Source organism: Catenulispora pinistramenti (genome assembly GCF_018274385.1).
Lineage (GTDB): Bacteria > Actinomycetota > Actinomycetes > Streptomycetales > Catenulisporaceae > Catenulispora > Catenulispora pinistramenti.
This window is the reverse complement of record NZ_JAAFYZ010000220.1, coordinates 1-18065: the sequence shown is the minus strand read 5'-3', so window position 1 is coordinate 18065 and position 18065 is coordinate 1. Positions and strand designations below refer to the sequence as shown.

The following is an 18065-nucleotide window of genomic DNA, read 5'->3' as shown; positions in this document are numbered from 1 at the left end:
GTGGGGCGGTGTTGGTACAGACAGCTTTGGCGCCGGAGGTTCGGTGGGATGAGGACGAGGCAGACTTAGACGCGCGCGAAGACAGTCACGCAGGGCAGCGGGCGGACTAGCGGGGCAGCGGACGGACTAGAGCACCAGCGAAAGCCGACCAGCTAGCAGGAGAGAATGGCCAAATGCTGGCCGCCGGAGCGACTGCCAGGCACAGGCACAGCGACCGGCGGGACTCCGGCCGCGAGAACATCCGCGCGCCTGAGAGCCAGCACCTCCGACGCTCCAACGCCGCAGCGCCTCAGCACGGCCTCCGCCCCGCAACCCGACAACCCCGCAACCCAGCAACCCCGCAGCCCGGCAGCCCGGCAGCCCCGCAGCCCCGCACCCAATCGGCGCGGCGACAAAGCCCAGTCAGGAAGCAGGCTCAGCAGGCATCTCAGCCTTACTAGGATCCAAAGCCGGCCCCATCGGCACCTCCTGCAACCACTCCGACGGCACCTCACACGAAGCGATCCCGTCGTACCCCAGCCGCAGGGCCGCCGAGCCGACGAGTTCGTAGCGTAGGCCGTTGTCGGTGACCAGGTAGTCCGGTGCGGTTGCGGGGTCGCTGCCGGATTCGCGGACGATGGTTCCGTGGCCGGGACGGACTGCCACGTTGCCGGCGTCCGGGGCCAGGGGTTGCGGTAGTGATGGGCGGACTGCCACCTCTGTGTGGGCACGTCCCTGCTGGTCGAAGACGCCGGAGAAGGTTGCGCACAGGACCGCGGCCGAGGAGTCGGGGTTCTGGGTGGCTGTGGAGAAGTGTGGTGGCTGGGTTGGCCAGGACAGTGTTTGTGAGGCGGCCATCGTCACCATCATGTCCGGGGTCAGTTTGCCCGGTGGCAGCGTCGTCTCCGTGAACCGGTACTCGCTCAGTCGCGGGTCGCGGCGGTAGAGGTCGTACATCGTCGGCGTTACCGCCGCTATTCCGTCGCCGGTCACCAGGTAGTAGTCGGCGACTGTGCCGCCGGGGCCCAGGGTTCGGCCGAACATGCCGATGCGGTTGAAGCCGGCGGGGGCGGGGCGTGGGTCCGGGCCGCCGTAGCGGCCGGAGATGTTTGGTACGCCGAGTACGTCGCCGGCGGAGAGGCCGCCGAGCCAGGTGGCCGGAACGTGGCGGGCCTTCAGTGCGCCGATGCCGAAAGCTACCGTTACCGAGGCGCGGTCGCCGACCCGGTACTTCAGGCCGTCGTCGACTACCCACTGTTGGCCGCTGTCATCCTGGACCAGGAGGGCGTCGGGGCCCGACAGCGCGCCGGGGTCCGAGGGGCCGCCGACCGGGAAGCCGACCTCGACCACTGTTTTACCGGCCGGGGTCACGCAGGCCGTCCAGTCCTTCAGGTCCAGGCTTGCGGCCGGTGGTACAGCGCCGGGGACCTTGGACAGGCCCACTGCCGGGCCGACGCTCCTCAGGTACGGCGCCAGCTGCGACGGCTTGGGCTGCGCCACTATGGGGGCCGGGCCGAGCATCAGTTGGGCCGAGGTCGTGTTCAGGATCGGGTGCAGGCGGCCGTCGAGCATCACGTACTGGGTGCCGGAGCCGTCGGCGATGAGGTCCTTCTGCCACGCGTTCTCCGGCGTGGGATGCAGATAGCCGACCACCACGGCCGCGCCGAGGGCGATCACGACCACGATCGCGGCGACGAACAACGTCCGGAACGGCCGCGGCACCCCCTCGCCGACCCCGCCCGCGCTCGGCCGCAACACCGCCCCGAGGACCCGGCGCCGCGAGAACTCGGCCGCGGTCAGCTGCTCCTTTCGCGTCGCCATTCCCCGTACGATATATCGTCATGCGAGCCTTCGCGGGGATGGGTCTGGCGTCGGCGGCCGAAGTCACCGCCACGGGTGGTCCGGCCGTGGCGTGGCGTCTGCGGGCCCGCCGTGAGCAGCCGGAAGCGACGATCAGCGGGACAACTGCGGTGATGCCCGGACGCGGCCGGGACCGCGCCGTCGGCCGCGAAGATCAAAGCTTGGATAAAGGCTCGAATAAAGACAAGAACAAAACCTCAAAGAAGCTCATCCCCGATCACATCAGCGCGGTGTTGGAGATCGAGCCGCTGGACGCGATCCTGCCCTCGCCCGGGCCGCCGACCCCGATCCCGCCGCACCTTTTGACCGACTTGCGCGCCGATCCGCTGCTCGGCCTGGCCGACATCCGACTCGTCCAGCACATCCAGCCGACCGGCCACATCCAACCGACCGGCGCCGGACTCGCGGAACACGCGCAAGCACAGAGACACACGCAGGCGCACGCACAGACCCAAGCACAGACCCAAGCACAGACCCAAGCACAGACCCAAGCACAGACACACGCGCAGGCCGAGGCGAGTGCGTCATACCAAAGCCTGAACCGCGACCTCGCCCGCCGCCTCGGCACCGAGCCGATCCCGGCCGCCCGCCTCACCTGGCTGGCCCTGCGCCTGGAACTGCCGGGCAGCCGCCGTCAGGGGCCGGCCGCCCGCGCCGCCGGACCGATCCTGGCCCGCGGCGGCGGGATGCTCGGTGCGCAGCGGACCCTCGACCGGGCGGCCCGGGCCGCGTCCGCCAAGCTCTCCCCCGCCGGCTACCACACGCTCACCCTCGCGGACAGCGACTACCGGCCCGGATACCGCAGCGAAATGGCGGAGACGCACGACTACCTCGACGCCACAGGCGTGACCGCGGCACCGGGCGGCGTACTGATCGGCTTGGACCCGGCACACCGTCCCGTGACGCTCGGCCTGTTCCGTCGCATGACGTTGAACGCCGCAGTCGTCGGCGGCAGGTATCTCGCCGAGACGCTGGTGCTGCGGTGTGCCGCGATCGGTGCCCGAGTGATCGTCGAGACCGCGCGCAAAGACGAGTGGGACCCTGTCCTATTGCACTCGGGTCTGGGCCGAGAACACCTGGCCCTACAACCAGTGGGACGTCCGGTCAGCAATCCCGGCTGGCCCGCGCCGAGCATGGCCGCGCCGCTGCTCGTGGTGCGTGACTGCGGCGCCCGGCCGCCGTTCGCGACGGTGCCGCGCGGACCGTGGACGACGATCGTCACCCTGCTCCCCTACTTCGATCCGCGCACCGCCGGTTACCTCCGCGACGCGGATCTGGTCGGCATGCAACGGATGCCTCGCGAGGAAGCGGCGATGGCCCGCCACCTGCTGGGGCTGCCCGACCAGGACACCGCCGCACTGCCGGACCTGCCCGACTCGATGGTCCTGTGGCGTTCGCGGAAGCGGAGTATGCGCTATTGCGAACTGGCACAGACGAGGTGGGAGCAAGCCTTCCTCGGCGAACCCCTGCGGTAGGCGAGGGATAGTTCACAACAGCCGTGGGGTAGTTCACAACAGCCGTTTCCGCCCCACCCCGGGCAAAGATCGAACGGCGTAGGGTTGGAGCATGACGAGCACCCCGGACTCCGAAGAAGTCCCCTACGGCGAGGTCGTCGGCTTCCTGCGCGACCTCATCCGGATCGACACGTCGAACCCGATCAAGCCCGAGCGCCCGGCGGCCGAGTACGTGGCCGAAAAGCTCGCTGAGGCCGGGCTGGAACCCCAGATCTTCGAGTCGGACCCGGGCCGGGCCAGCGTGGTGGCCCGGATCGAGGGCTCCGACCCGAGCGCCGACGCGCTGCTCCTGCACGGCCACCTGGACGTGGTGCCGGCCGACCCCGCCGACTGGACCGCCGACCCCTTCGGGGCCGAAGTGCGCGATGGCATGGTGTGGGGCCGCGGCGCGGTCGACATGAAGGACATGGACGCGATGATGCTCGCGGTCACGCGCCGGATGCTGCGCGAGGGCCGCAAGCCGCGTCGCGACATCGTCCTGGCGTTCCTGGCCGACGAGGAAGCCGGCGGCAACTACGGCGCCAAGTTCCTGGCCAAGGAGCACCCGGACCTGTTCGACGGCGTCTCCGAGGCGGTCAGCGAGGTCGGCGGCTACTCCTACGAGGTCTCGCCGGACCTGCGCTTCTACCTCATCGAGACCGCGCAGAAGGGCCTGGCCTGGATGCGCTTGCAGGCCCGCGGCCAGGCCGGCCACGGCTCGATGATCAACGACGACAACGCGGTCACCGCGCTGGCCGAGGCGGTGGCGCGGATCGGCCGGCACGAGTGGCCGGTGACCCTGACCCCGACCGTGACCACGTTCCTGACCGAGGTCACCGAGGCGCTGGGGGTCGAGTTCGATCCGAAGGACCCGGACTCGGCCCGGGCCGCGGTGGCCAAGATCGGCCCGCTGGCCCGGTTCATCGGCGCCACCCTCCAGCACACCGCGAACCCGACCAAGCTGGAGGCCGGGTACAAGGTGAACGTGATCCCGGAGCGGGCCTCCGCCGAGATCGACGGCCGGTTCCTGCCGGGGCTGGAGCAGGAGTACTTCGCCGAGATCGACAAGCTGCTCGGCCCGGATGTCACCCGCGAGTTCTCGCACTACGACATCGCGCTGGAGGCGCCGTTCGAGGTGCCGTTGGTGGAGAAGATGATGGCCTCGCTCCAGGCCGAGGACCCGGCGGCGCGGATCGTCCCCTACTGCCTGTCGGCCGGCACCGACAACAAGACGTTCGGCGTGATGGACATGGGACGCGGCCTGATCCGCGGCTACGGCTTCGTGCCGCTGCGGCTGGACCCGAGCCTGGACTTCGCGGCGATGTTCCACGGTGTGGACGAGCGGGTGCCGTTGGACGCGCTGGAGTTCGGCTGTAAGGTGCTGGACCGGTTCCTCACCGCGGCATGATGCCCACATCCTGATCCAAAAGGCCTGACAGTCGAGGCCTAATTCTCGCAAGACATCGCGAAGGCCCGGCCCCGGAAGTGATCCGGGGCCGGGCTTTGCTGCTGCCTGCGGATTGTCAGCTGTTCTGCTGCGGCCACCGCTTCAACGGATCGTCCGACATCGCTTCATGGGTCGACTGCTCGGGAATCTGTTTCTGACCGGACAGCGACGCGGGATAACCACCGCTCGGCTGGAAGGAACTGAGCTGCTGGGTCCGCGTGTTCGGATCGGCGACCATCGACGGGACCTGGACCGTGCGGCGGTGGTCCTCGTCCATCGCCTTCGGATCCACGCCGGTCTCGTTCAGCGCGTGCCGGGTGGCCTTCTCGTAGAGGTTCACGTAGCCGCAACGGATCGTGAGGCACTTGGCCAGCCGACCGGTGATCGACTCGAAGAAGTCCTTGCGGTAGGCCTCGTCGGTGACCGCCGAGACCGCGAAGAAGAACGCGGAGAAGGTGGTCAGCAGGATCGCAGTGCGCAGCAGCGGCTCGGAGAACAAGAGGTTGGTGCCCGGGATCCGCGCCGGGAAGCCGAAGAGCCGGCCGGGCTGGATGATCTTCAGCCAGGTCGCGCCCTGCTCTTCGGTGCTGAAGTGGCACGTCTGGGCGACGGCGGCCGCGTTTTCGTGGGCGAGCTGGGACGCGTGGACACCCGGAACCGTGCACTCCGGCGACTTCAGCCAGTCCGCGATCTGTCCGTCGGTCACCGCGAGCTTGCCCAGGGAGACGAAGTAGACGAACACCACGACCGACAGCAACAGGATCTGGATGACCTGCGTGAAGGCCAGCACGAACAGCATGTTGACCCGTTGCCGCCGGTCGGTCCGCAGCTGCGGCAGCTCGTCGTCGAGTTCGCCGACGTGCTCGTGCAGCGGGGTGTCGGCGGAAGCGGCGACCACCGCCTCCAGGTAGTAGTCGCCTTGCAGGTTCTTGACCTCGCCGGGCAGCCGCACCATCAGGAACAGGAGGGTGATCGCGGCGAAGAACAGCGTGGTGTACCAGAGCTGGCTGCGCTTGTCGAAGGACGAGGCGATGTGCCACATGTCCACGTTGAGGAACAGGAACGTCCCGAACAACGCGAGCATCGGCAGCGCCTTGCTCGCCAGGTTGCCCAGGTTGCCGAGCTCTTCGAAGGAGTGCTTGAGCGCCCACTTGAGCACCGGCAGGATCGCGTAGGCGACCAGCAGATACACCAACGCCAGCACCAGGATGTTGGCGACGAAATCGGCGACCACCGCGCCCCAGCCGGCCCCGGAGAGCTTGCCGACCACCGGCCCGAGCAGCACCAGCAGCGTGATCTCGGCCGGCCCGATCTTGCGCGGCCAGCGGTACCAGCGCTGGGGCTGCCGGATCAGGTTGGCGACCAGGATCACCACCACGACCGCGGCGAACCCGATGGCCCCGCCGATCAGCCGGTCCTTCCAGGTCACCGTCTTGCTGGTGAGCTCCAGGCCCATCTGGACGACGACCAGCACCACGAACAGCGGCAGCGCTCGGTTGAAGACGTCCTCGGTCGGCTTGTAGCTCTCGATGAAGTGCGGAAGTCCGCGTTTGATGAACCATTTCTCGACGTCGTCGAGGTGCAGATGCGCGTCGGCCAGAGCGCGTCGTTCGTCGCGCTTGGCCGCCATGGCACGCGCGCCGCGGGTCAGGGTGGGCGTACTCACGGTCCCCCCGGAGAGTGAGCCTATTGAGGCAGGGGCTGGATGAAGACCCGCCGATCCTAGAGCATGCCAGCCCCCTGTTTCGCCACCGTGGACCGCTCCCTCAACGCCACCAGCACGGCGAGCGCAAAGCTCTTACTCAGCTGCCAATGGCACCACTAGTTCCGGTCCGTTGTTCCGCACCGAGTTCACCGCCGGCGAGACCGGATAGGTGTCCAGGTGCGGGTCGCGGCCGGGGTCCAGAAGACCGAGCAGGGCGTCGGCTTCGCCGTCTCCGGAGCCGTAGTCGGGGTCCAGCCACGCGTCGAAGTTCGCCCGGGGCACGATGACCGGCATCCGGTCGTGGATGTGGTGCAGGCCGCCGACCGAGGCGGTGGTGAGGATCGTCGCCGACCAGAGCCAGGCTGCCGGGTCCTCCTTGTCCTCGATCTCCGGATCACGCCAGAGCTCGTACAGCCCGGCGAAGGCCAGAGCGTCGCCGGAGCCGTCATGGATGAAGAACGGCTGCTTGACAGGCTTCGGGCCGGCGGGCTTGTACCACTCGTAGTAGCCGTCCGCCGGAAGGATGCAGCGGCGCTTCATGAAGGCGCGCTTGAAGGAGGCCTTCTCGGTGATCGTCTCGATGCGGGCGTTGAACATCTTCTGCCCGATCTTGCGGTCCTTGGCCCAGGACGGCACCAGACCCCAGCGGACCTCCCGGAGCTTGCGCACCGCCTCGGTGCCGGGCCCGGCGTCCCGCGGATGCCGCTCGATCGCGGCCACGACCTGGTCGGTCGGTGCCACGTTGTAGTTCGGTTCGAAGGCCTGGCCGACCTGCTCGAACATCTCCGGCTGCCCGATGCCGAGCTGGTCGGCCAGCTGCGAGGGGTCGGTTCGGAGCACGTAGCGTCCACACATGCCACCGAGCTAATCACGGGACGCCCACAGGAACCTCCCGTCCGGGCGGAAACGGGGCGGAAAACGGGGCCCGCACGCAGGGGAACCGGCGTCCGGCACCGCCAGCAGTGATCGGCCATACCGACTAGCCTTGACCCATGACCTCCGCCGAGAAGACCCTGTGGTCCGCGCCGCCCGCCAGCCGTCCCGTCACGGCGAACGTGCGGGTCCCGGGCTCGAAGTCGGCGACCAACCGGGCGTTGCTGCTGGCCGCGCTGGCCGACTCGGCCTCGACCGTCACCGGCGGGCTGCGGGCCCGGGACTCGGTGCTGATGGTCGGCGGGCTGCGCGCGCTCGGCGTCAAGATCGAGGCCGGGGCCGAGCTCGAGGCGCCGGTGTGGCGGGTCACCCCGCCGGAGCGGCTGCACGGCGGCGACGTGGGCGACGTCGCGAAGGTGGACGTCGGCCTGGCCGGCACCGTCATGCGCTTCCTGCCCCCGGTCGCGGCACTGGCCGACGGGCCGGTGTACTTCGACGGCGACCCCTACGCCCGCTCCCGCCCGATGGGCACGCTGTTGCAGTCGCTGCGCGACCTGGGCGTGCGGATCGACGACGGCGACCGCGGCACCTTCCCCTTCCTGGTCGAGGGCACCGGCTCGGTGCCCGGCGGGCTGGTGGAGCTGGACGCCACCGCCTCCTCGCAGTTCATCTCGGCGCTGCTGCTGGCCGGCTCCCGGTACGAGCGCGGGGTCGAGGTGCGCCACGTCGGCGGTCCGATCCCCTCCCAGCCGCACATCGACATGACCGTGGAGTTCGTCCGGGCGGCCGGCGGCACCGTGGACGCCACCGAGCCGGGCCGCTGGGTCGTCACCCCTTCGGTCCTGCGCGGCCGCGAGTGGAGCATCGAGCCGGACCTGTCCAACTCCGCTCCGTTCCTGGCCGCGGCCCTGGTCACCGGCGGGACCGTCACGGTCGCCGACTGGCCGGCCCGGACCACCCAGGCCGGGGACGCTTTGCGGCACCTGTTGCGGGAGATGGGTGCCCGTGTGGAACTCACGACAGCGGGGCTGACCGTCTCCGGCGGGGCCGGTGTGCACGGCATGGAGGCCGACCTGCACGACGTCGGCGAGCTGACGCCGATCCTGGCCGCGATCGCGGCGCTGGCCGACTCCCCGTCCCGGTTCACCGGCATCGGCCACCTGCGCGGGCACGAGACCGACCGGCTGGCCGCGCTGGCCCGGGAGATCAACGGGCTCGGCGGCGACGTCGTCGAGGAGCCGGACGGGCTGCTGATCCGCCCGGTGCCGCTGCACGGCGGCGTCTTCGGTACCTACGCCGACCACCGGCTGGCCACCGCCGGCGCGCTGCTGGGCCTGGCCGTGCCCGGCGTCGAGGTCGAGGACATCGCCACCACCGGCAAGACCCTCCCGGACTTCCCGGCGATGTGGGCGGCGATGCTGACCGCCGACGACCACGAAGCCCCCGCCCCGACCGGAGCGCGCAGCTGATGTCGGGCGCCGGCCGGAAGCTCGACAGCTACGACGAGAGCGATGTCCGGGTTCGCGCGAACCCGAAGGGCAGCCGGCCGAGGACCAAGAGCCGACCCGCGCACGAGGACGCGGCGACCGGCATGGTGATCACCGTCGACCGGGGCCGCTACACCTGCCTGGTGCCGGACAAGAAGAAGACCCGCAGCGTGGTCGCGATGACCGCGCGCGAGCTGGGGCGGCAGCGGATAGTGGTCGGCGACCGGGTGGGCCTGGTCGGGGACCTGTCCGGGTCGCCGGACGCGCTGGCCCGGATCGTGCGGGTCGAGGAGCGGCAGACCGTGCTGCGGCGCACCGCCGACGACACCGATCCGGTGGAGCGGGTGCTGGTGGCCAACGCCGACCAGCTGGTGATCGTCACTTCCTTCACCGACCCCGAGCCGCAGCCCCGGATGATCGACCGCTGCCTGGTCGCCGCCTACGACGCCGGGATGGCGCCGCTGCTCTGCCTGACCAAGGCGGACCTGGTCATAGCGTGGGAAGAGGACGCGATCCTGGAGATGTACCGGCCACTGGACATCCCGATAGTGGTCTCGGCGAACGCCTCGGGGGCGAAGGATCTCGCGGCGCGGTTGGCCGGCCGGACCTCGGTGCTGGTCGGCTCCTCGGGAGTGGGGAAGTCGACGATCTTCAACAAGCTGGTGCCGACGGCGTTCCGGGCGACCGGCCGGGTGAACGCGGTGACCGGACGCGGCCGGCACACCTCGTCCTCGGCGCTGGCGCTGGAGCTGCCCGGCAAGGCCGGCGGCTGGGTGATCGACACCCCCGGCGTGCGCTCGTTCGGGCTGGCGCATGTGGACGTCAACCGGCTGATCGACCACTTCCCGGACCTGGCCGAGGGCACGGAGAACTGCCCGCGCGGCTGCCAGCACGACTCGCTGGCGCCGGAGTGCGCGCTCGACGCGTGGGTCGCCGAGGGGCACGCCGGCGCGGCTCGGCTGAACTCGCTGCGGCGGCTGCTGGACGCGCGGCTCGGCGGGGAACCGGCGGGGGTCGTCGTCGAGGACTGAGGCGGGACCTGTCGGCTGGGCTGTCGGCTACCGCGAATGTGAACGTGCCCGCGAACGCGCCCGGGACGCCGCCGGACGAGCTGCGGAGCCGGATCCACACTGCGGGCTTCGGGATGATGCCACGGCAGAAGAAGCAGCAGCCGCGGAATGCCGGCGGTGGACCGGTCGTTGGCAACGGCCATGCCATCGATCGACGTGCACGCGGCCGCGAACCTGTTCAGCGAGCAGGACGAACGGGCCTTGGCCGCGGAACTAGCGGCAGCCGCGCTCCGCGCCGAGGGCGGCTGGGGACTCGCCGGGCGGACCGGTGCGCGGCTCGTCGAGTGGGCGATGGAACGCGCGGCTTCCGCTCCGGACACGCCGGCGACCTGATCTCGGGCTTGTCAGAAGGCGGCCTACGAGCTGACGGGTGCGTCGCGACACGCCCCGTCTGAGATGTAGGGGCTCGGATCGATGCTCACCGGATCGGAGGGCAACGCAGTCGAGTCGGGAGTAGCGCTCGCCTGCTCCGCGGCCGCGACGTCGGTGTCCGGCACCGTGACACACACCGAGCGGTGGTTGTCCTTGTCGTAGATGGTGACTTCGCCGTTCGTGGAGAAGGACGGCGAGTAAATGAACTCGACGGAGATGAGGTACACCCCCGGGTCGTCCGAGCCGGCCTGGTCCTGTGCGTACTCCCGGGGCGAGCTGTCGCAGTTCGCCGCGTTCGGCAGGTACGGGCTCGAGGCCAGCGCCGACGGCAGCGACATCCCGGACTCCAGGGCTGCCTCCTGCCGGCAGTCGGCCGGGCCGTTGACGGCGCGCGACACCAGGTCCGAGGCCGCCACCATCAGCTGGCCCTTGTCCTGGCTGATCCGCGAACTGGTGAACCCCAGCATGATCAGGCCGAACAGCGCCGGCACCAGCCCGACCACGACGATCTGCCACCCGGCCTTCTCCTTCGACGCCCGCGGCGACTCACGCTCGGAGTCCTCCGTGCCAGCCCGGCGTTCCACGTCCTCGCGCTGGGCCTGGTCCATGACCGGCGCGGGCTCACCGGCCGCCGACGGCGAACCGGGGTCCGGCAGCGAACCGGGGTCTGAGCGCGACGCCGCCACCAGCACGCCGAACCCGATCAGCACCACGCAGGCCCCGATGATGATGATCGTCCAGGCGGCCCCCGTCCAAGCCCCGTCCGGCCCCGGTTTGCAGGTGTCGCACCTCGCCGGTAGGTAGTTCGCCCACGGCACACCGGCCATCGCACTCATCGAATTCCCGTTCCCCCTTGTGAGACCGACCCTACCCGCCGGTACCTACCGCAACGAGCGAATAACCCAGCTCCTTGACGCACACCTGAGCCGCCGCACGACAGCAAACGGCCGGGACCCGCTTTCGCAGGTCCCGGCCGCTCACCAGGCCGTCAGCCCTCGCCTCGATCGGCGTCGCTACATCGGCGTCACTACATCGACGTCGCCCGCAGTATGGCGCTGATGGTCCGCATCGCGACCGACAACGTCCCCAGGTCATACGTCCCGGAGGCCATGATCTCGTCCAGCACCGCGCGCGAGCGCTCCACCGCCGCCCGGTCCTTGTCCAGCCAGGCCTCGTAGCGCTGCTCCGGGGTGTCGTCCTCGGTGCCGGAGGCCAGCAGGGCCGCGGTCAGGCCGGCGTGCGAGGCGTAGAGCTCGTCGCGCAGCGCCGCGCGGGCCATGGTCTGCCAGCGGTCGGCGCGCGGGAGCTCGACGATCTTCTGCTGGATCTGCGCGATCCCCATGCGGTCGGCCAGGTCGAAGTAGACGTCGGCGACGTCCAGGACCGGCTTGCCGCCGGCCCGGGCGGTCTCCACGATGTCCAGCGCGCCGAAGATGGACGGCATGCCGGCCACCGCCGAGGCCAGCTCACCGGGGACGCCGGCGATGATCAGGTCCTCGCGCTGCTCGGAGTAGCGGGTCAGGTGCGGACCCTTGAGCAGCTTGGGCAGGTGCGCGGCGATGTCCCGCACACCCTCCCGGAGCTGCTCGATCTGCGCCGGGATGTCCAGCGGGTGCCGGCGGTTCTGCAGGAACCAGCGGGAGGCGCGCTGGGTGAGCCGGCGGATCTCCATCCGCATCGCGGTCTGGACCGCGGCCGAGACCTTGTTGTCCAGGTCCTCGATGGCGGTCAGGTAACCGCCCATGTCGAAGACCTCGTTCGCGGCGCTGTAAGCGCGGGCGATCTGCTCGGCCGAGGCCCCCGACTCCTCCCGCATCCGGAAGGCGAAGGTGATACCGGCCGCGTTCACCAGGTCGTTCACCACCTGGGTGGTGATGATCTCGCGGCGCAGCGGGTGGGAGTCCATCAGGCCCCGGTAGGTCTCGCGCATCGGCGTCGGGAAGTAGTTCGCCAGACGCTGGACGTAGTACGGGTCGTCCGGCAGCCCGGAGGCGAACAGCTCGTCGGACAGCACGATCTTCACGTACGCCAGCAGCACCGACAGCTCCGGCTGGGTCAGCCCGCGGCCCGCGGCCCGGCGCTCGGCCAGCTGCTTGTCGCTCGGCAGGAACTCCAGCCCGCGGTCCAGCAGGCCGTCCTTGACCAGCCGGCGCATCAGCCGGCCGTGCGCGTCGATCAGCTCCGGGGCCTGCCACTGGGCGTTGGCCAGCGCGATGTTCTGGTCGATGTTGTCCCGCAGGACCAGCCGCGCGACCTCGTCGGTCTGCTCGGCCAGGATCTTGTTGCGCTGCTTGACCGTCAGGTCCCCGGCGTGCACCGCCTGGTCCAGCAGGATCTTGATGTTCACCTCGTGGTCGGAGGTGTCCACCCCCGCCGAGTTGTCGATGGCGTCGGTGTTGATCTTGCCGCCGATGTCGCCGGGCCCGCCGGAGGCCGCGTACTCGATCCGGCCCAGCTGGGTGAAGCCCAGGTTGCCGCCTTCGCCGACGACCCGGGCCCGCAGCTCGGAGCCGTCGATCCGGATGCCGTCGTTGGCCTTGTCGCCGACCTCGGCGTGGCTCTGCGAGGAGGCCTTGACGTAGGTGCCGATGCCGCCGTTCCAGAACAGGTCGACCGGCGCCTTCAGGATCACGTTCAGCAGCTCGTTCGGGGGCAGCCGCAGCACCGAGGCCTCCAGACCGAGGGCCTGGCGCACCGGCGCGGAGATCGGGATCGACTTGGCGCTGCGCGGGTAGACCCCGCCACCGGCGCTGATCTTGGTGGTGTCGTAGTCGGCCCAGGACGAGCGCGGCAGGTTGAACATCCGCTTGCGCTCGGCGAAGGAGGTCGCCGCGTCCGGCTCCGGGTCCAGGAAGATGTGCCGGTGGTCGAAGGCCGCGACCAGCCGGATGTGCTCGGAGAGCAGCATGCCGTTGCCGAACACGTCGCCGGACATGTCGCCGACGCCGACCGCGGTGAACTCCTCGCTCTGGGAGTCCACACCGAGCTCGCGGAAGTGCCGCTTCACCGATTCCCACGCGCCGCGCGCCGTGATGCCCATGCCCTTGTGGTCGTAGCCGACCGAGCCGCCGGAGGCGAAGGCGTCGCCGAGCCAGAACCCGTAGTCGATGGCCAGGCCGTTGGCGATGTCGGAGAACGTCGCGGTGCCCTTGTCGGCGGCCACCACCAGGTAGGTGTCGTCGCCGTCGTGCCGCACCACGTTCGCCGGCGGCACCACCTCGCCGGAGACCAGGTTGTCGGTGATGTCCAGCAGACCGCTGATGAAGGTCTTGTAGCTGGACACGCCCTCGGCCAGCCAGGCGTCCCGGTCCACCGAGGGGTCCGGCAGGTTCTTGGCGTAGAACCCGCCCTTGGAGCCGACCGGCACGATCACCGAGTTCTTCACCATCTGCGCCTTGACCAGGCCCAGGACCTCGGTGCGGAAGTCCTCGCGGCGGTCGGACCAGCGCAGGCCGCCGCGCGCCACCTTGCCGAAGCGCAGGTGCACGCCCTCCACCTGCGGGGAGTAGACCCAGATCTCGAACTTGGGCAGCGGCGCCGGCAGGTCCGGGACCAGGTGCGGGTCCAGCTTGAAGGACACGTACGGCTTCGGGTCCCCGTTGGCGTCGGCCTGGAAGTAGTTGGTCCGCAGCGTGGCCTGGATGACCTTCAGCAGCGAGCGCAGGATGCGGTCCTCGTCCAGGGACTGGACGTTGTCCAGCGCGCCCTCGATCTCCTCGACGATACTCTCCCACAGCTCCGGCGTCTCGTGCGAGTACGCCGGGGAGAACTTCGCCTCGAACAGCTTCACCAGCAGGCGGGCCACCCGGCGGTTGTTCGCCACCACGTTCTCCACCAGCTCCTGGCTGGAGGTCATGCCGCCCTGGCGCAGGTACTTCACGTAGGCCCGCAGGATCACCACCTGCCGCCAGGTCAGACCGGCCAGCGGCACCAGGGTGTTGAAGCGGTCGTTCTCGGCCTTGCCGGTCCAGATCGCGGTGAACGCCTCCTGGAAGCGCTGGCGCGCGACCTCGTCCATACCGAACTCGGCCACCGACGCCGGGTCGCAGTGCAGCCCGAAGTCGTAGATCCGGGAGTCCGGCTGGTTCGCGGTGTCGATCTCCAGGTCGTAGGGGAACTCGTCGACGACCTCGACGCCCATGCGCTGGAACACCGGGAGCACCTCGGCCAGCGAGACCGAGGAACCGACCCGGTAGATGCGGAACCGGCGGTCGCCGGGGGCGGAGTCGACTTCCTCATAAAGCCGCACCGCGCTGCTGTCGCCGGAGATCTTCAGCCCTTCCAGGACCTTGACGTCGGCGACGGCCATCTCCGGCCGCTCCTCGGCCTTGTACGACTCCGGCAGCGCCGCGCCGTAGGCCTCGCGCAGCTCGCGGGCCTGCGCCTCGCCGAAGTCGCCGAGCAGGGCCTCGGCGAAGTCGTCGTCCCAGGTGCGGGTGGCGGCGGCCAGCTTGGTCTCGATGGCGTCGGCGTCCGCGTCGGCCAGCGTGGTGCCGGGAGCGACGCGCACCACGAAGTGCAGCCGGGTCAGCACCGACTCGGTGTTGCGTACCGTGTAGTCGATGACCGCGCCGTTCAGCTCCCGCATCAGGATGTCCTGCATCGCCAGGCGGGTGGAGGTGTCGTAGCGGTCACGGGGCAGGAACACCAGCGCCGAGTAGAACCGGCCGTAAGCCTCCTTGCGCAGGAACAGGCGCAGCCGGCGGCGCTCCTGCAACTGCGAGACCGCGATCGAGATCTCGGCCAGTTCCTCAGTGGGGATCTGGAACAGCTCGTCGCGGGGGTAGGTCTCCAGGATCTGGAGCAGTTCCTTGCCGGAGAAGGAGTTCTGGTCGAAGCCGGACTCGGCCAGCACCGCGCGCACCTTGCGCTGCACGACGGGGATCCGCAGAACCGACTCGGTGTAGGCGGGGGCGGCGAACAGGCCCAGGAAGCGGCGCTCGCCGACCACGTTGCCCTCGGCGTCGAACTTCTTCACGCCGACGTAGTCCAGGTAGGCCGGGCGGTGCACGGTGGACCGGGTGTTGGCCTTGGTCAGCACCAGCAGCCGGGTCTCGCGGGCCTTGGCCCGGGCGTCCGGGCCGAGCTTGCTGAAGCTCTGCGACATCGGCTGGTCGGCGCGCAGGATGCCCAGGCCGGTGCCGGGGACGGCGCGCAGGGTCTCCTCGCCGCTGTCGTCGGTGGTCAGGTCGTACTCGCGGTAGCCCAGGAACGCGAAGTGGTCCTCGGCCAGCCAGCGCAGCAGATCGGAGGCGTCGGCCAGCTCCTCGGTCCGCACCGGCGGCTTCTGCTCGTCCGAGGCCGGGTGCAGATCCTGGGCCAGGGACAGCGCGGTGGCCCGCATCTTCGGCCAGTCCTCGACGGCCTCGCGCACATCGCGCAGCACCCGTTGCAGGTCCGCCTCGATCTCCGAGTAACGCGTCCCTTCGGCGTCCTCACGCGTGGAGAGCCGGTCGATCTCGATGTGGATCCAGGACTCCTCGGTGACCTCCGGGCCGGACTTGTCCTGGTCCGGGGCCAGGATCTCCAGCAGGTCGCCGGCCAGGTCGCGGCGGACGTGCATCACCGGGTGGATGATCACGTGGATGCCGCGGTCCTGCCGGGACAGCTCGGAGGTCACCGAGTCGACCAGGAACGGCATGTCGTCGGTGATGATCTCGACCACGGTGTGCCCGCTGGACCAGCCGGTGGTCTCCACGGTCGGGGTGTGCACCCGGACCTTCGCCGTGCCCTGCGGCCGCGACGCGGCCAGCGCCGCGTGCGACAGCGCGGCCGAGCGGATGTCCTTGGCCGCGGTACCGATCAAGTCCTCGGGGGCCGCATGGCGGTAGTACTCGTCGAGGTAGGCCTCCATGGCGCCGTCGGCGCGGGCCGGCATCAGCACCGCGGCCGAGGCCCCGCCCCCGGCGTCGGTGGCCGGTTTGGCGGCCTGACTCAGCAGGTCGGCCTTGGCCTGATCGAGCTTGCCCAGTTTCGCACCCGTATACGTGCTCTGCATGGCCGTGTGAACTCTATTCTGTCGCGCGCCGTTGCGTGACTAAGTGGTTTTCGAGGGGACTCGCGGTACCGCGTGTGAAGTTGTCGGGCTGGGCCGGCGCACTAGGGGTCATATACAAAAAGACGACAGACACGCCGAAAAGTCACCGTCTAGAGGAAACTTCTGAGCTCCCACAGCAGCGGGAAGTAGTGCAGCCCGAGGCGGGACCGCAGGTAGGGAGCGCCGGTCGAGCCGCCGGTGCCGGACTTCGTCCCGATCTGCCGCTCCACCATGGTCACGTGCCGGGCCCGCCACAGCGCGGCGGCCTCGTCGTGGTCCAGCAGCGCTTCGGACAGCTCCCACAGCTCGCCGTGGCCGTCGCGGTCACGGGCCACCTCGACCAGTGAGTCGCGCAGCTCGTCCTCCGTGCCGGCGGGCAGCCCGGACTGGGCCACGGCGTGTACGAAGCCGTCCCACAGACTCGGGGCTTCCAGCCGTTCGGCCAGCCGTTTCTGCTCGGCGTCGGTCAGGCCGCGGAAGCGCTTGAGATACGTCGGGTCCTTGGCCCCGGAGGCGAACTCCAGCTCGCGGAACTGCGCGGACTGGAATCCGGAGGCCGGGGACAGCAGCTCGCGGAAGACCAGGAAGTCCTGCGGGGTCATGGTCTCCAGGACGGCGATCTGGCGGATCAGCACGTCCTCGATGGTCGCGACCCTTTTGAGCAGGTGCTTGGCCCACCACAGCCGGCCGCCGAACATCGCTTCGGTGGCGGCGTCGACCTCGTGCAGGAGCTGTTTGAACCACAGCTCGTAGACCTGGTGGATGGTGATGAACAGGAGTTCGTCGTGCGCCGGCGGATCCGACTCCAGGACCTGGGCGGTCAGCAGCTGCTCCAGCCGGAGGTACGAGCCGTAGGTCAGCTTCGCCCCCTCCTCGCCGAAGTGGTGGCTGGTGACCGTCTCGTCACCGAAGTCGGAAGAGGCGCCTACAGGACAGCCGACGACGCTGTCGGCTGACGGTTCATTCGTCACGCCTGCCAGGCTACCGCCGCCCGGGCCGGGCTCCGACCCGCTTTGGGATGACGGAATGGCTGCTATTCGGCACCGGGCTGTACACGTTGGCCATGGGTGCCCGGATGATCCACCGACAGTGACAGGAGGCGAAGCGGATCAGCGCAGATTGCGCGTGGGATCAGTACAGGTCCGGGGAGATCAGTACAGATCGAGAACCGCCACCGTCTGGTCCCCGGCGGACTCGCCGTTCGGCTTGAAACCCAGGCCCTGGTAGAACACTTCCGGGCCCCCGGGCCCGGGGTGGTAGCTGACGAACATCCGGTCGCCGCCGCGCCGCCGGATCTCGGTCGCGACCTGCTCCACCGCGAACCGGCCATAGCCCCGGCGCTGCTCGCCGACCGCGATGTTCAGCCGCCAGAGCCCGGAGCGCAGGTCCGATCCGCCGTCCTCGTGCCAGTCGATGCCGACGAAGGCCATCAGGAAGCCGACCACGCGGTCGCCGTCCAGGATCAGCCGCGGCCAGGCCGCATCGCCGTAGACGTAGGCCTGCGCCAGCGACTTCATCACCGGCGCGACCAGGTGTTGCTGGTCCACGCGGACCTTCACGGCCACCGCCGCGTCGAAGTTCTCCGGCGTCACCGGCGTCAGCCGCCGCCCCGAAGCCGCCTCGGATCCGCTCATCGCCCCGCACCCTCCCCGGTGATAAAGAACCGCCAGCCTAGCGGGGACAGCGAGGCGGCGCGGCTCCGCTTGAGCGAAGCCGCGCCGCGTCCCCCCGATGGTCCCCCG

At 69.9% G+C, this 18065-nt stretch carries 12 protein-coding genes; 5 read left to right on the top strand and 7 right to left on the bottom strand.

Annotation, left to right across the window (positions count from 1 at the left end; genetic code table 11):
• Positions 1 to 402: 402 nt before the first annotated feature.
• Entirely contained in the window at positions 403 to 1800 is a 1398-nt protein-coding gene (gene eccB, locus KGQ19_RS39395) for a type VII secretion protein EccB (RefSeq protein WP_212019007.1), read from the bottom strand.
• Between the two features lie 20 nt (positions 1801 to 1820).
• On the opposite strand from eccB, the gene KGQ19_RS39390 reads away from it, so the two are divergent.
• Both KGQ19_RS39390 and KGQ19_RS39385 read left to right on the top strand, forming a co-directional pair.
• Positions 1821 to 3314 (top strand): hypothetical protein, encoded by a 1494-nt coding sequence (locus tag KGQ19_RS39390; protein ID WP_212019005.1) that lies wholly within the window; start codon positions 1821 to 1823, stop codon positions 3312 to 3314.
• 91 nt (positions 3315 to 3405) lie between these two features.
• On the top strand, positions 3406 to 4740 hold the full coding sequence (locus KGQ19_RS39385; RefSeq protein WP_212019002.1) for a M20/M25/M40 family metallo-hydrolase: 1335 nt from the start codon (positions 3406 to 3408) through the stop codon (positions 4738 to 4740).
• A gap of 115 nt (positions 4741 to 4855) precedes the next feature.
• Here KGQ19_RS39385 and KGQ19_RS39380 read toward each other — a convergent pair whose 3' ends face one another.
• Positions 4856 to 6445 carry a hypothetical protein gene (locus KGQ19_RS39380; protein WP_212019001.1) on the bottom strand — a complete coding sequence of 530 codons (1590 nt, stop codon included), beginning with the start codon at positions 6443 to 6445 and terminating at the stop codon, positions 4856 to 4858.
• 132 nt (positions 6446 to 6577) lie between these two features.
• Positions 6578 to 7339 carry an SOS response-associated peptidase gene (locus tag KGQ19_RS39375; protein ID WP_212018999.1) on the bottom strand — a complete coding sequence of 254 codons (762 nt, stop codon included), beginning with the start codon at positions 7337 to 7339 and terminating at the stop codon, positions 6578 to 6580.
• Positions 7340 to 7476: 137 nt separating this feature from the next.
• On the opposite strand from KGQ19_RS39375, the gene aroA reads away from it, so the two are divergent.
• The 3 genes from aroA (at position 7477) to KGQ19_RS39360 (ending at position 10247) form a co-directional block, all read left to right on the top strand.
• Positions 7477 to 8826, top strand: coding sequence for a 3-phosphoshikimate 1-carboxyvinyltransferase (aroA, locus tag KGQ19_RS39370; RefSeq protein ID WP_212018997.1), 1350 nt, complete (start codon positions 7477 to 7479; stop codon positions 8824 to 8826).
• On the top strand, positions 8826 to 9875 hold the full coding sequence (rsgA, locus tag KGQ19_RS39365; RefSeq protein WP_212018995.1) for a ribosome small subunit-dependent GTPase A: 1050 nt from the start codon (positions 8826 to 8828) through the stop codon (positions 9873 to 9875). The genes aroA and rsgA overlap by 1 nt, the downstream gene beginning before the upstream one ends.
• A 180-nt stretch (positions 9876 to 10055) precedes the next feature.
• Positions 10056 to 10247, top strand: coding sequence for a hypothetical protein (locus tag KGQ19_RS39360; protein ID WP_212018993.1), 192 nt, complete (start codon positions 10056 to 10058; stop codon positions 10245 to 10247).
• Between the two features lie 23 nt (positions 10248 to 10270).
• On the opposite strand, the gene KGQ19_RS39355 is transcribed toward KGQ19_RS39360, so the two are convergent.
• The 4 genes from KGQ19_RS39355 to KGQ19_RS39340 all read right to left on the bottom strand — a co-directional run bounded on the left by KGQ19_RS39355 (position 10271) and on the right by KGQ19_RS39340 (position 17957).
• Complete coding sequence (locus KGQ19_RS39355) at positions 10271 to 11122, bottom strand: hypothetical protein (RefSeq protein ID WP_212018991.1); 852 nt, start codon at positions 11120 to 11122, stop codon at positions 10271 to 10273.
• A gap of 191 nt (positions 11123 to 11313) precedes the next feature.
• Positions 11314 to 16284 (bottom strand): NAD-glutamate dehydrogenase, encoded by a 4971-nt coding sequence (locus KGQ19_RS39350; RefSeq protein ID WP_212018989.1) that lies wholly within the window; start codon positions 16282 to 16284, stop codon positions 11314 to 11316.
• Positions 16285 to 16433: 149 nt separating this feature from the next.
• A complete protein-coding gene (locus KGQ19_RS39345) occupies positions 16434 to 17294 on the bottom strand; it encodes a tryptophan 2,3-dioxygenase (RefSeq protein WP_212018987.1) in 861 nt (286 codons plus the stop codon).
• Positions 17295 to 17474: 180 nt separating this feature from the next.
• A complete protein-coding gene (locus KGQ19_RS39340) occupies positions 17475 to 17957 on the bottom strand; it encodes a GNAT family N-acetyltransferase (RefSeq protein ID WP_212018985.1) in 483 nt (160 codons plus the stop codon).
• Between the last annotated feature and the right edge of the window lie 108 nt (positions 17958 to 18065).